The sequence below is a fragment of the Pirellulales bacterium genome, assembly GCA_035546535.1.
In the GTDB taxonomy this organism is placed as follows: domain Bacteria; phylum Planctomycetota; class Planctomycetia; order Pirellulales; family JACPPG01; genus JACPPG01.
In genome coordinates this window covers 1-12,581 of the sequence record DASZWQ010000117.1, presented here as the reverse complement: position 1 = coordinate 12,581, position 12,581 = coordinate 1, and the positions used below count along the sequence as shown (strand labels likewise).

11 protein-coding genes and 1 tRNA gene are annotated in these 12,581 nt (G+C 62.1%); 3 read left to right on the top strand and 9 right to left on the bottom strand.

Translation table 11 applies throughout. The annotated features are described in order from the left end of the window. On the top strand, window positions 1-190 hold a 190-nt coding region (locus VHD36_14835), incomplete at its 5' end, for a hypothetical protein (GenBank protein ID HVU88593.1). Between the two features lie 52 nt (window positions 191-242). Beyond that, the gene (gene queG, locus VHD36_14830) at window positions 243-1,415 is read left to right on the top strand and encodes a tRNA epoxyqueuosine(34) reductase QueG (GenBank protein HVU88592.1); all 1,173 of its coding nucleotides are present in this window, start codon (window positions 243-245) and stop codon (window positions 1,413-1,415) included. Here queG and VHD36_14825 read toward each other — a convergent pair. From VHD36_14825 to kdsA, 8 genes are all read right to left on the bottom strand, one after another. Beyond that, window positions 1,352-2,428 carry a tRNA-dihydrouridine synthase gene (locus VHD36_14825; protein ID HVU88591.1) on the bottom strand — a complete coding sequence of 359 codons (1,077 nt, stop codon included), beginning with the start codon at window positions 2,426-2,428 and terminating at the stop codon, window positions 1,352-1,354. The genes queG and VHD36_14825 overlap by 64 nt on opposite strands. A gap of 32 nt (window positions 2,429-2,460) precedes the next feature. Continuing rightward, window positions 2,461-3,528, bottom strand: a complete 1,068-nt coding sequence (locus VHD36_14820; protein ID HVU88590.1) for a hypothetical protein — start codon at window positions 3,526-3,528, stop codon at window positions 2,461-2,463. Between the two features lie 9 nt (window positions 3,529-3,537). Then, a complete protein-coding gene (gene murA / locus VHD36_14815; GenBank protein HVU88589.1) occupies window positions 3,538-4,827 on the bottom strand; it encodes a UDP-N-acetylglucosamine 1-carboxyvinyltransferase in 1,290 nt (429 codons plus the stop codon). A 138-nt stretch (window positions 4,828-4,965) separates the two neighbouring features. After that, a complete protein-coding gene (prmC, locus tag VHD36_14810) occupies window positions 4,966-5,853 on the bottom strand; it encodes a peptide chain release factor N(5)-glutamine methyltransferase (GenBank protein ID HVU88588.1) in 888 nt (295 codons plus the stop codon). An 83-nt stretch (window positions 5,854-5,936) separates the two neighbouring features. After that, complete coding sequence (gene prfA, locus VHD36_14805; GenBank protein ID HVU88587.1) at window positions 5,937-7,010, bottom strand: peptide chain release factor 1; 1,074 nt, start codon at window positions 7,008-7,010, stop codon at window positions 5,937-5,939. A 154-nt stretch (window positions 7,011-7,164) separates the two neighbouring features. Then, window positions 7,165-7,431: a 50S ribosomal protein L31 gene (gene rpmE, locus VHD36_14800; GenBank protein HVU88586.1), complete on the bottom strand. Its 267-nt coding sequence runs from the start codon at window positions 7,429-7,431 to the stop codon at window positions 7,165-7,167. Between the two features lie 140 nt (window positions 7,432-7,571). Beyond that, window positions 7,572-9,134: a tetratricopeptide repeat protein gene (locus tag VHD36_14795; protein ID HVU88585.1), complete on the bottom strand. Its 1,563-nt coding sequence runs from the start codon at window positions 9,132-9,134 to the stop codon at window positions 7,572-7,574. Between the two features lie 119 nt (window positions 9,135-9,253). After that, window positions 9,254-10,084 (bottom strand): 3-deoxy-8-phosphooctulonate synthase, encoded by an 831-nt coding sequence (kdsA, locus tag VHD36_14790; protein ID HVU88584.1) that lies wholly within the window; start codon window positions 10,082-10,084, stop codon window positions 9,254-9,256. Window positions 10,085-11,408: 1,324 nt separating this feature from the next. Here kdsA and VHD36_14785 point away from each other — a divergent pair. After that, window positions 11,409-11,482: transfer RNA gene (locus VHD36_14785), tRNA-Thr, on the top strand. 94 nt (window positions 11,483-11,576) lie between these two features. Here the strand turns inward: VHD36_14785 and VHD36_14780 are convergent. After that, window positions 11,577-12,455: a site-specific DNA-methyltransferase gene (locus VHD36_14780; GenBank protein HVU88583.1), complete on the bottom strand. Its 879-nt coding sequence runs from the start codon at window positions 12,453-12,455 to the stop codon at window positions 11,577-11,579. Window positions 12,456-12,581: the final 126 nt, after the last annotated feature.

The window sequence follows — 12,581 nt, the reverse complement described above, 5'->3', positions numbered from 1 at the left end:
GCTCGTGATGCTGCCGGCCCTGATGACCTGGTTCACGCGGCATCGGACCGATGAGCCGGCCGCGATTGCGACCAGTCCCGAAGCGCGTCGCGCGGCCTTGCGTCGGCGATACGATCCACGGCAGAACGTGCCGACGCCACCCCACGCCTCGCCCGTCCATCGGCCGGACACGCGCAAGACGGCTGCCTGAGCGGCCGCAATCATCGCGGGCGCGACCGTCTATTGTCTGCTAGACTTGCCGCATGGATCGTGCGGCGCTGACCACTTATTTGAAACAGACGGCGCGGGAACTGGGCTTCGACCTGGCCGGCGCCTGCCCGGCCGTCCCCGCGGCGGGATTCGAGCATTTGCGCGATTGGCTGGCCCAGGGCTTTGCCGGCGAAATGCATTATCTGGCGAAGCGCGAGGCGGCTTACGAGCATCCGCGCCACGTGCTCGACGGGGCGCGCAGCTTGCTCGTGCTGGCGATGAACTATCGCACTGCGGAACCGGTAACACCGGAGCCGGGACAGGGGCGCATTTCGCGATATGCCTGGGGCGCGGATTATCACGATCTGATTCACGAACGACTGGGCATACTCCGTGAAGCCTTGCGCGCCAAGGTGCCAACGGCTCTAGCGCGGGGCATTGTCGACTCGGCGCCCCTCTTGGAACGGGAGTTCGCCCAACTGGCCGGGTTGGGTTGGATTGGCAAGAACACGCTGCTCCTGAATCGCGAGATCGGCAGTTGGTTTTTTTTGGCGGTGCTGCTGACCGATGTCGAACTTGACTACGACGCCCCGCACGCGGCCGATCATTGCGGCACGTGTACCGCCTGTTTGGACGCTTGCCCGACGCAGGCCTTCGTCGCTCCGTACGTTCTCGACAGCCGCCGCTGCATCAGTTACCTGACCATTGAGTTGCGCGAGCTGGTGCCGATGGAATTGCGTTCTGGGTTAGGCGATTGGGTCTTCGGATGCGACGTCTGTCAGGATGTCTGCCCGTGGAACCGCCGGGCGCCCGAGAGTGACGAGCCGGCATTGCAGCCGCACGAGGGCTCGCGGCCGCTGGAGTTGATCCCGCTTTTTTCATTGAGTGACGAGAGCTTCCGCGCCCGCTTCCGGGACACACCATTGTGGCGTGCGAAGCGGCGCGGCCTGCTGCGCAACGCGGCGCTCGTGCTGGGGAACAGGCGCTGCGGCGAGGCCGTCTCGGCGCTCGTCGCGGGTCTTGCGGACACGGAATCGCTCGTGCGCGGCGCCTGCGCCTGGGCCTTGGGTCAAATCGGAGGAAGCACGATCGCGGCAGCGCTACGTCAGCGCCTAAAACACGAAACCGACGCTACGGTTCGCGAAGAACTCGAAGCGGCCCTTCACGCGGCGTCGACGCATTCAGCATCCTCGGCCACGGCGCCATCCGGACCGGCCGGCGCATAGTTGCCCGGTCGATCCTCGGCGTAAAACTCTTCGAGCACCAGCGGCCACTCGTCAGCGCGACTGACGCGGATGAACGCGTCGCGCACCTCGAGTGCCTGCGGATGCAATTGCGCGTATTTGATCCCGAACTTGCGCATTTGCCGGCCGCAGGCGTTCGGCCCATAAATCTGTTCGGCCAAACGGTAGTGCTCGCGAATCACTTCGCGCTGCTCGTGAACGCTGGGGGGAGCCGGCAGCGGTAGCCCTGCGGCCAAGGCTCGCGTTTGCGCGAAGATCCACGGGTTGCCGATCGCGCCGCGCGCGGCCGTGACGCCGTCGACCCCCGTTTCGCGCATCATGGCCAGGCAATCTTCGGCCGAGAACAGGTCGCCGCTGCCGAGCACGGTCCGCGTGCCCGCGTGCTGCTTCACTTCGCGCAGGAACTCCCACCGGCTGGGCCCGATGTAGCGCTGCTCGACCGTGCGGCCGTGTACCGTGATCGCCGCGACGCCGCGGGCGAACGCGCCGTCGAAGATCGTGAAGAACTTGTCGCGGCTCTCTTGCGAATCGTCGAGCCCACGCCGCATCTTCACCGTCACCGGCCGCTCGGGCGGGACATGCTCGCGGACGCGCGACACGATCTCCAGCGCAATCTCCGGCTGACTGAGCAGGAAGCCACCACGGCAGCGCCCCAGCACCTTTTTCACTGGGCAGCCGAAATTGATATCGATCACATCGTACCCGGCTGCGGCCAGGTGCGCGGCGGCCGGGCCGAATTCTTCCGGGTCGCTCCCCATCAACTGCCCGCCCACGGGATGATCGTCATCGGCGACGTGCATGAAGCGCAACCGCTCCTTGCGGCGCGTCTGCATGATAATGCGATCGAGCACGACCTCGCACAGCGCATAGGTCGCCCCCAGGCGCCGGGCGATCGCTCGCATGGCGTAATCGCTGTAGCCGGAAAGTGCCGCTTGAACGACCGGAAAACCGACGTTCACATGGCCGATGCGCAGATCAGGTAAGGGCGAGCTCATGGCTCGATTCTGGGCCGAGCGCCGGTGGATCGTCAAGGCAGTACAAGCATTCCCAGAACAGCGAAAACCAGAATCCACTCACGCGCCGGCTCCCGTAGGGTCAATTCCACGGTCTCTGCATCCCGTCTGCGAACCGGTGGCACTTTCTGTCCGATTGACTGAAAGAACGTTTGCAGCGTTGCTTCTGAATCGCGTGCCGACGAAATGTATCGCAGGACAACCGAATCGGTGGCCGCTTCGTACGCCATCTCAAGCCGTTTAGCCCCAGGATCGCGCTGAACGACTGCCGCGGTGCCATCACGTGCAAACGATGGCCCAAAGCGGCGAACACCCCACAGACGCGTATGGCCGGCGTCACGCGTCGCTCGAAGGCCATTGTCGGGCACTGACGTGGCTCGTAGGGACTTCAAAACGTGCGTGAGAACGGCCCACGAGTTCGACGCGACAAGCATGCGATCGTAAGGAATTGCGAGAAACATCCGGTCCCTCTTCGGCGGAGGTTGAACGGGGCCGACGACCGCTGGCTGATTGGGACCTCCGACGGGCACAGTCTTTTCGAAAATTTCGATTACGTCCGTGCCTGCTATTTCCGCAAGTGGGTTCTCGAACAAGTCTTCGATCGAATTCTCTAGACGGTCTTTGAAGACAACGATCTGACACGCTTCAATCGAAGTGCCACCGGGAATTGCAAACTCAGTGCGCAAAGCGCGAAAGGAAAATACCGAGAGATCAATTTCATGTGTTTCGCAATAGGACTCGACGCGACGGTCCATGGAAGTGAATACGCGATTACACCGGTAGGCTTCCCATTCGGTTGTCACATCCTTGAGCTGTGCGTCCGCCGCGAAGTACGGCGAACCGTCGGCCGCGTGACCAATCGGCTCGGGCCGGGTGGGCGGATGGGGCTTGTAAGGGCCGAGGACAATGAGCGATTCGGTTGTGCTTGGCAGTGACCGCAGTACAAGCTTAAGCGTAGAGGATGGCGCAGCCTGCTGGCCATCCTGCGAATGAGACGGCGTGCTGATTATCAAGGCGACTAGGCATCCGCCGATCGCGGACCGATAGTCGGCGATGTATCCTGTTCGCGCGTTGCATTTCATCGAAACACCTCAGCTTTGAACTGCCGCCTGTCGCACTTTCGAAATGCGCTCGACCCTTCCTCCTAATGTTGCGAGCTTATCTTCGAGCCTTTCATAGCCCCGATCCAGATGCCGAACGCGGCGGACGATCGTTTCGCCAGAGGCGGCCAGGCCGGCGAGGACAAGTGCGGCGCTTGCCCGCAGATCCGTTGCCGTCACCACTGCGCCGGTTAAATTCTCCGGGCCACGCACGATCGCGCGGCCAGAAACGTGACGGACGGCCGCGCCCAACCGCGCCAATTCGCGGACGTGATGAAATCGTTTGGGAAACACCCGATCCGCGATGCGGCTTTGCCCTGTGGCTCGCGTCGCCACGGCCGTGAGTTGTGATTGCACGTCGGTCGGAATGCCGGGATAGGGAAGCGCCGTCAATGAAATCGGCTTAAGGTTACCTGTAGACCGCAAAGAGATTTGATCGGCAGTGATATCGATCGTGCAGCCCATGGCCTCAAGCGCTTCGAGCACCGCCGTCAGATGATCGGCGCGTGCGCCACTCACGGCAACGCTTCCTCCCGTGATCGCCCCGGCGCAGAGCAACGTCGCCGCTTCGATCCGATCGGGGATTATCCGATACGATCCGCCGCCGAGTTGATTGACGCCGCTGATTTCGATGGTCGGTGTGCCTAAGCCCGCGATGCGCGCTCCGAGCGCATTGAGCATCTCGCCGAGATCGACAACTTCCGGCTCGATCGCGGCGCCGGTGATCACGGTTTTGCCGCGGGCCAGCGCGGCCGCGCTCATCACGTTGGCCGTGCCGGTCACGGTTGGGCCGCGCGGGCCCGATAAATCGATCATCGCGCCCGAGAGTCGTCGGGCCTTGGCGATCACGCAGCCGCGTTCGATCCGCACGTCGGCGCCCAGCGCCGCCAGGCCTCGTAAGTGCAAGTCGACAGGGCGGTCCCCGATCGCGCAGCCGCCAGGGAGCGGAACAATCGCCTTGCGGCGCCTAGCCAGCAAGGGGCCAAGCACGCAGAAGCTTGCCCGCATGCGCGCGACGAGTCGCCGGTCGGCGCGAACAAGCGTCGCATCGATGTTCTCCAAGTGGACCGAGCCGGCGGCGTCACGTCGCACCGACATGCCGAGCCGCGTGAGCAACTGTGCCAGCGTTTCGACATCAAGCAGGCGCGGCACGCCATCAATTCGCACAGGTCCGTCGGCAAGTATCGCCGCGGCCATCATCGGGAGCGCCGCATTCTTCGATCCGCTGACCGAAACCGTGCCGGCGAGCTTCGCGCCGCCTGTGATTCGCAGAGCATCCATGCTGCTGGCTGTCTAGGTTCTCGGTGAAGAGCGGTGTCTGCTGTGAGTTCAGCACTGGTGCACGAGCCACCAGTGGCACCGAAGTTTTGACGCAGCGTTGTTGATGGAAGGGTCGTAAAGCTCGTCGCCTCTCGTCGTTTATCTTCGCCTGGCTTGTACCACGCGAGCGTGGCCGGCCAGGTCCTTAATCGTTGGGGCGAGTTCGAAGCGTGCGTCGCTCTCGATCAGGCGCCGCACATCAGCTTCGATCATGGGGCTGATCTCGGTCAAGAGATGCCCGCCCGATTTCAGCCGTTCGGCCGCCTGCGGCACCAGGCGTTCGATGACCTCGGTGCCGTGCGGCCCGGAGACGAGTGCCCCGCGCGGCTCGAAATCGCGTACATCGCGTGCTAGCTGCGCGAATTCGGCTTCGCTGACGTAGGGCGGGTTGCTGGCGATGAAATCGAACGTGGGCTCGGCCGGCAGCCCTGATAGCAAATCGCCTTCGACGAATTCCATGCGCTCGGCCACGCCGTGCTGTTCGGCATTCGCGCGGGCGATTGTTATCGCGGCGGCACTCTTGTCGATCGCGGTCACGTGGCAATTCGCAAATCTCTTGGCGGCGCAGATCGCGATAATCCCGCTGCCGGTGCCCACGTCGGCAACGTGCAAAGTTTCGCCGGGCGTCTGCTGCGCGCCTGCTGCCAACAGGTCCAAGAGGCGCACGACCAAAAGTTCGGTTTCCGGGCGCGGGATGAGAACGTCGCGGGTCACTTGAAACGGCAGCGAATAGAATTCGCGGCGGCCTACCAGGTAGGCGACCGGCATGCCTTCGGCCCGCTGCTTGACCAACTGGCGGAACTTCGTGCGGACTTCTTCGGTCGGCGCTTCTTCGAACGAGGTGTAAAGGTCGATCCGCCGGCTGCCGCGGGCCTCGGCCAGCAAGATTTCAGCGTCCAAGCGGGGACTCTCGGCGCCGCGATCCTTCAGAAACTGGGCCGTCCAGGTCAGCAGCCGCCCGACGGTCCACACTTCGGCTTCGGACATGGCCAATCCAGTAGTCAGTTGCCGGTAGTCAGTAGTCAGATAGCGGCGGGCAGCAGGCAGAGAGCAGCAGGCCGTAGAGGAGTTCAATCGACGGTACCCATCAGCGATCGCTGCGCTTGGCGATCGTAATCGATCAGGGCTTCGGTCACCGGCGCGAGGTCGCCCGCCAGGATATTCGACAGCTTGTACAGCGTGAGGTTAATGCGGTGATCCGTGACGCGGTTCTCGGGAAAATTGTAGGTGCGGATTTTCTCGCTGCGCTCGCCGCTGCCGACCAGGGTTTTGCGTTCGCTGGCGCGCTTCGCATCTTCGGCTTGGCGCTTCATTTCGTAGACGCGCGTTTTGAGCACGCGCAGGGCCTTGGCCAGGTTCTTGTGCTGACTTTTTTCGTCCTGACAACTGACAACGATGCCCGTCTCGTAGTGGGTCAAACGCACGGCCGAGGCCGTTTTGTTCACGTGCTGCCCACCGGGACCGCTCGCGCAAAACAGGTCCTTGCGGTAATCGTCGGGCTTGATGTCGATTTCCACATCCTCGGGCTCGGGCATGACGGCCACGGTGGCGGTCGAGGTGTGAATGCGTCCCTTGGCTTCGGTCTTGGGGACGCGCTGCACGCGGTGGACGCCGCTTTCGTACTGCAGCTCGCGATAGACACCTTCGCCCGAAACGCTGAGGACGATTTCCTTGAAGCCACCCAGTTCGGTGGCGTTCATGTCCATCACTTCCACCTTCCAGCCTTTGTGGTCGGCGTAGTGGCTGTACATGTCGTACAGGTCGCGGGCAAACAGGGCCGCTTCGTCACCGCCGGTTCCCGCGCGAATCTCCATGATGCAGCGGGTGCGGTTGGCATCTTCGCCGCCGACGGTCATATCCAACAGCTCGTCCCAGTAGGCCTCGCGCTGCTCCTTGAGACCGGGCAGCTCCCCCTCGGCCAGCTCGCGCATGTCAGGATCCGAGCCGGCGATCATTTCCTGAGCCTCGGCGATCTGCGCGTTCAAGTCCTTGAAGCGCCGATACTTGGTGGCCAGCTTGGCCAGCGAGCCGTGCTCGCGATATACGGCGGCCATCTGCGCGCCGTTAGCCTGCACGGCTGGGTCGAGCAGTTGCTTTTCCAGCACCTCAAAACGGGCCAGCGTTTGGTCGAGTTGGTCCCTCATCGGAATTCACCCAATAAAAGTGCGCATGCACGAAACCGGAAGCAGTTCGAGAGCCACGCCGAAAAATCGCGCGGAGAAGAAGTGAGCCGGCGCACACGCCAAGGTCGGTGCGGTCCGACTCGAAAGAGACTGGCAGAACGCCAGTCTCCAGCAGCTAGGTCTCGGCAGCTTGGGCTTTGGCCGCCTTGCCGCCCTTCTTGCCGCGTTCGACGCTGGCGTAACCGCTTCCAGAAAACTTGCTCTTGAACTTTTCGATACGTCCGGCCGCGTCCACGTACTTCAACTTACCGGTGAAGAACGGGTGGCAGGCGCTGCAAATATCGACCTTCAGCTCGGGCTGGGTGCTGCGCGTCTCAAAGGTATTGCCGCAACCGCACTTAACGTGCGTTGTCACGTACTTGGGATGAATGCCTTTTTTCATGGTTCAGTCCCTCGCGCTAACGGCCCATCATCGCGGGCTCATCTACAGCCGAAAATTGCCTATTGGTAAGAGAGACAAGTCTACCGCCCGACAGTTCGCCCGGCAAGGCTGTCTGTGGCAGTAGGGCGACGGGTCGGCGGTCACTCGGCCGCTTCCTTTTCTTTCTCGGCGGTTTCCGCAGGTTTCTTGGCCGCTTCCAGCCGCTCGGCCCGCAGCAGGTTTCCTGACCGCTGCGCGGACAGGTCGGCTTTGTAATAGCGAATGGCTTCGTCCGTGCGACCGAGCGCTTCGAGCGAGCGAGCCAGGTTATAGCGGGCACCCCCGGTCCAAGGACCTTCGGGCGCCGCCTCCAGCGTGCGGGTCTGAAAATAATCGATGGCCGCCGGGTAGTTGCCACGCTCGAAAGCGATCAGCCCCAGCCAGTAGCTGGCCGACTGCTTGGCTTCTTTCATCCGCGCCACGTCGTTCTCGACCTTGGGCCGCGTCTTTTCCGGCGCCTTGTCGCGGTATGACTTCAAATCCGCATCCGAAGGGCGGGCCGACTGGTACAGGACGCTTGCCCCTTTGTCGCCGTCGAAGCTGCCCAACAAGTGCAGCACGCGGGCTTGCCAGAGGATGGAGTTGGGAATCTGGAACGGGGCAAACTCGGCGACCGCTTTGACCTGCGTCTCGCGGTCGAGCTGCATTTGCTTTTTCATGCGCTCGTACGGCAGCCGCCACGCTTGGACGCCGGTGATGCCGGGATGCGACTTCACCTTTTCGGCCAGGGCCGACGGATGCGCGGTGAGAATCAATGTTTCCTTGCCGGGCAGCTCCGATTCGACCAACTGCATGCGCTGCGAGATGAACATCGGCGACGCCTCGACCAGCGCCACCAGGTGCTGCAGGTCGTCGGCGGTGATCGGGTACAGCCGCTGTGGATCAAGATCCATCGCACGCAGCAGCTTCTCGTCCGCCAGCACGTCGCGAAGCGTGGCCACCGGCTTGCCCTCGGGACCGGCGATGGGCAGACCTAAGCGCGTGTCGAACAAATAAAGCTCGCCATCGAGAAACACGGCGGGCGTCCACAGACGTGGCTCCGTACCATCGTCGCCGGCGATCGCCAGTTCGACGACGTCCAACCCTTGCTGGCGGCATAAGAGAGTAAAAATCCAGGCGCGGTCGGCCGCGGTGCTATGCCCGAGGATGAGGATCTCCCGCGGCATGTGCGGCACCGGCATGTTGGCGTCGCGCTCGATCTGCTCATTGCGGACGACCCAATCGAAAAGAGCCTGGGCGATCGGCAGCGGTTGGCTTTCCTGCCCGCGGGCGCGCTCGGCAATCGCGTTCAGCCATACGGTCTGCTGCAGCTCGGGACCGTCGATAGGGGGAAAACGTAAGTCGCCCAGGCTGCGCACGGCGGGGAGCTGGCGCAGCTCTTCGGGAAGCGTTTCCAGGATCGGCTCGGGCTGCCAATCGGCGCGGGGCTGCTTGTCCTGCGTCCATTGATTCAAACGGGCCACGACCGCCTGCAGCGATTCGGCCGTCTGAAATTCCTCGGTGCTGCGCAGCACGTCGAAAGCGTATTGCAGATTCTGATCGTTCATCTGCTCGCGCGACGTCGCGGAGCTGACGTGTGTCGAGCGCGGGCTGCGATTTGTGTCCTGGCAACCGCTGGTGGTAAGACCGATAATCGCGACGAGCACGACGTGTCGAGCGAACAACGATACAAGCCCGAAGCGCGAGCGAGGGTCGATACCCCTCGTGGCAGCAATGCCCTCGCTTGCGCTTCGGGCTAGTGTCGCGGCGGCGCGCTTTGGTTCGGAGTGTCGTCGAATCGAAATCACGAAAATTTCTCCACCGTCGCGCGAATCGAAAGCAGCCGCGTGATAAGCGCCGGAAATTCGTCCAGCGGGATCATGTTCGGTCCGTCGCTGGGCGAAGTGTCGGGCTCGGGATGCGTTTCGAAGAACAGTCCGTCGATACCGATGGCCGTGGCCGCGCGGGCCAGCGGCTCGACCATGGCGCGATTGCCGCCGGTGGCCGCGCCAAGACCGCCAGGCTCCTGCACGCTGTGCGTGGCATCGAACACGACTGGCACGCCCAGGGCCCGCATCTGCGGTATCGCGCGCATGTCGTTGACCAGGCGCCCGTAGCCGAAGAATGTGCCGCGCTCACACAGCAGGATGTTCTGACAGCCAGACTGTTCCAGCTTAGTCACGACGTGCCGCATATCCCACGGAGCGAGGAATTGTCCCTTCTTGACGTTCACGGCGCGGCCCGTCTTGGCGGCCGCTACCAGCAGGTCGGTTTGCCGCGCCAGAAAGGCCGGAATCTGCAAGAGGTCGCAAACCTTGCCGACCGGTTCGGCTTGCCACGATTCGTGAATGTCGGTCGTTACGGGCAGGCCCGTGACTTCCCGGACCCGGGCGAGAACCGCCAGGCCGGCCTCGACCCCCAGGCCGCGGAAGGCGTCGGCGCTGGTGCGGTTGGCCTTGTCGAACGACGCTTTGAAGACCAACTGGATGGGCAACTCGCGACGCAGCCGGTCGAGCCGTTGGGCGATCGAGAGAGTCAGCTCCTCGTTCTGGATCACACACGGCCCGGCAATGACCAACAGGGGCTGACCCGTGCCACAGGTGTAGGGTCCGATTCGAGCGGGATTGGCAGGCACGTTGCTGTTCCTCCCTAAACAATTGGCCCTGGGGTGAGAAGCCCAGGCAAAAGATCAGCCCTACTGGTTATCGGGGCCGCGAACGAGAAGCGGCCATTCTACTAATGAGACTTATGCGCACAAACCCAGTCACTGCCTGTCGTTCGTACGCAGTGACGCGGCCCCGGGTTTGGAAGAAGCGCCATGCGTTTGGGCAGATTAGGGATGTTGGCACGCCCGTAAAATGCAGGCATGTCTCAATGTGATACGAATTGGTCGCTCTCGAACCATTGGTCGGGCGAAGTGCAGCGGTGCTCGATCCTGCACAGCGATTTTGAGCGATTTTTCATGGTCCACCCCGACTAACGGGGAGTTTCGAACATGGACAAAGGAAAATTATGTCGCGGCGAAAATCGATACTAAGTCTTTGGAAAATAAGGTCCCGCGCGAGTGCGCGCCAGGCTGAGAGCGACGTCGCCCTCATGAATCGGCACGTCCCCTGCATATAGGAGAGGGCAGAACGCGGACGCCTGAGTCCGGTTCCTAAATGAGACTGGCCCGCGGGGCCTCTGACGACTACCGGCAGGATGGTTGACTTGCCCCTGGCCATCCGGCAATGCCATTGTGGATGTGGCGCGTCAGAGGCCCCCGTTTTTTTACCCGTCCGGGTTTGCCCGTCGGGCCAGTAAAAAATCGAAGGCATCTCGCAGGCGTTTGCCTGTGCGCTGGGTGTTACCCTGCGCACCGGCGAAATGTTTCGCCCGCAGTTCCCCCATGCTACCGGCTTTCGCCGGATAGGGCACGCAGATTTTGGGGAAAATCCCCCGAAAAGCCGACTGTGGAGTTGCGAACGTCGAAGGCGTCACTTCTACGCAGCGGCCGGCTGCTGCGAGGCCCGGGACTGTAGGGTGCGCTGTGCACACCACGAATGAGATTCTCGCGTTACGGTGCCCCCAGGGCACCCTACAGACTTCCGGCACCAACCCCGGATAAAGATCTGCCGTTCACCCTGTTGGCGAGGGGTTCGTGGGCGATTAGGCGGGTGCAGGCTTTGATCCGCGTGCCGCGAGTCCTCTCCCTTCAGGCCCTTCAGGAGAGGGCCGCGGTGCGGGGATCGGCGATTGGCTTCGAGCTGAGACGCCCTCACCCCGACTTCTCCCGAAGGGAGAGTGAAGGTTTTTGTTGGTCAATGCATCAAATGCACTTACCCACTACCTGGCGAGAACCTGGCAAGGGGACGCCTTGACTGCACAGAGCCCATTCTTTAGCTTCGGATGTTTGCCTTGGCAGCGTCAGCGGACGGCTGGTTTCACCACGCCTTCTCGAGGTCGCTTCGGGCAAATCGGCCAGCGTAGCTTCAATCGGCAGAGCACCGCATTCGTAATGCGGGGGTTAAGGGTTCGACTCCCTTCGCTGGCTCTTTTTGGGACTCGTCACAAGTCGCTTGTGGCGAGTCTTTTGCGTTCAAATCGCGAGTGTTCCCGCTTGGAACAACGACGCCTTCGCGTGGCTGTTACTTGGAACTCATGTTGAACATCAGCCGCTGGCCGACTCTGGAGTCCTCACCGAATTCCTCAAATCGTAACTCGGAATCCTTCGCGTACGCTCGATCCTTCTCCACGGCGAGCCATCGACGCCCTATTCGTTCTGCGACTGCACCTGTCGTATTCGACCCAGCAAACGGGTCGAGCACCAAGTCGCCTGGATTCGTCAGGAACTCCATAAAAAAACGCGGTAACTCGGCGGGGAATCTCGCGGGGTGGACCTTCTGTCCCTTCCGCTTAGATTCCTTAATGTAGCGGCTATTGGACTCGTTATTACCGCACTCGATGATGTTTGGCGGTATTGATCCACCCTTGTCGGCCGCAAAACTCTCTTTAATGTTGTGACCAGACGGTCGCTTGGTGTTCTTAACCCCTCGCTTGATCAGCCGCTCCATGTCTTTGCTGTAAGCTTGCAACACCTTGGCGTTGTCGGCCCTAGGGAACTTCGACGGTGAAAGCCAGAAGATGTACTCGACCGAATCTTTGACCCGCACCCGCCGGACGTTGACCCACTCTGCAGGGGCGGGCATCTTCGCGGGGTTGTACCAAAAAAACTCTTGGCACAGGTGAAAGCCAAGATCATCGCATAAGGCCAGCAGCAACCGGAAGTGATATAGCGACCGGATCGGGGCGCCCGGCGTCCAACTTCCGCCGATGTTCAGGACAAAGCTGCCATCCGGCTTGAGTAATCGCTTGATCTCGCGGCCGAACGGGAGAAACCAGTCCACGTACTCGTGCTGGTCGGCGTTGCCATATTCCTTTTTGAAGTGCAGCGCATATGGCGGCGATGTGACAACCAGATCAACGCTAGAGCCTGGCAGCCGTGGCAGAAGTAAGGTGGACCCCAATTGTTGGACAGTTTTTGGGCTTGGATAAGATGTAGGGTCACTGGGCTTGGCGGCCCGTGAGACCCCTCACGGGTCTCGCGCGGCCGCAGCGTCTGTTGACGGTTTGGTTCTCGTTGGATGTTCCTC

What these genes read in the sequence shown, in the direction of transcription:
- queG (HVU88592.1), top strand. Translation starts at nt 243, where the DNA reads ATGGATCGTGCGGCGCTGACCACTTATTTGAAACAGACGGCGCGGGAA.
- VHD36_14825 (HVU88591.1), bottom strand. Translation starts at nt 2,428, where the DNA reads ATGAGCTCGCCCTTACCTGATCTGCGCATCGGCCATGTGAACGTCGGT.
- VHD36_14820 (HVU88590.1), bottom strand. Translation starts at nt 3,528, where the DNA reads ATGAAATGCAACGCGCGAACAGGATACATCGCCGACTATCGGTCCGCG.
- murA (HVU88589.1), bottom strand. Translation starts at nt 4,827, where the DNA reads ATGGATGCTCTGCGAATCACAGGCGGCGCGAAGCTCGCCGGCACGGTT.
- prmC (HVU88588.1), bottom strand. Translation starts at nt 5,853, where the DNA reads ATGTCCGAAGCCGAAGTGTGGACCGTCGGGCGGCTGCTGACCTGGACG.
- prfA (HVU88587.1), bottom strand. Translation starts at nt 7,010, where the DNA reads ATGAGGGACCAACTCGACCAAACGCTGGCCCGTTTTGAGGTGCTGGAA.
- rpmE (HVU88586.1), bottom strand. Translation starts at nt 7,431, where the DNA reads ATGAAAAAAGGCATTCATCCCAAGTACGTGACAACGCACGTTAAGTGC.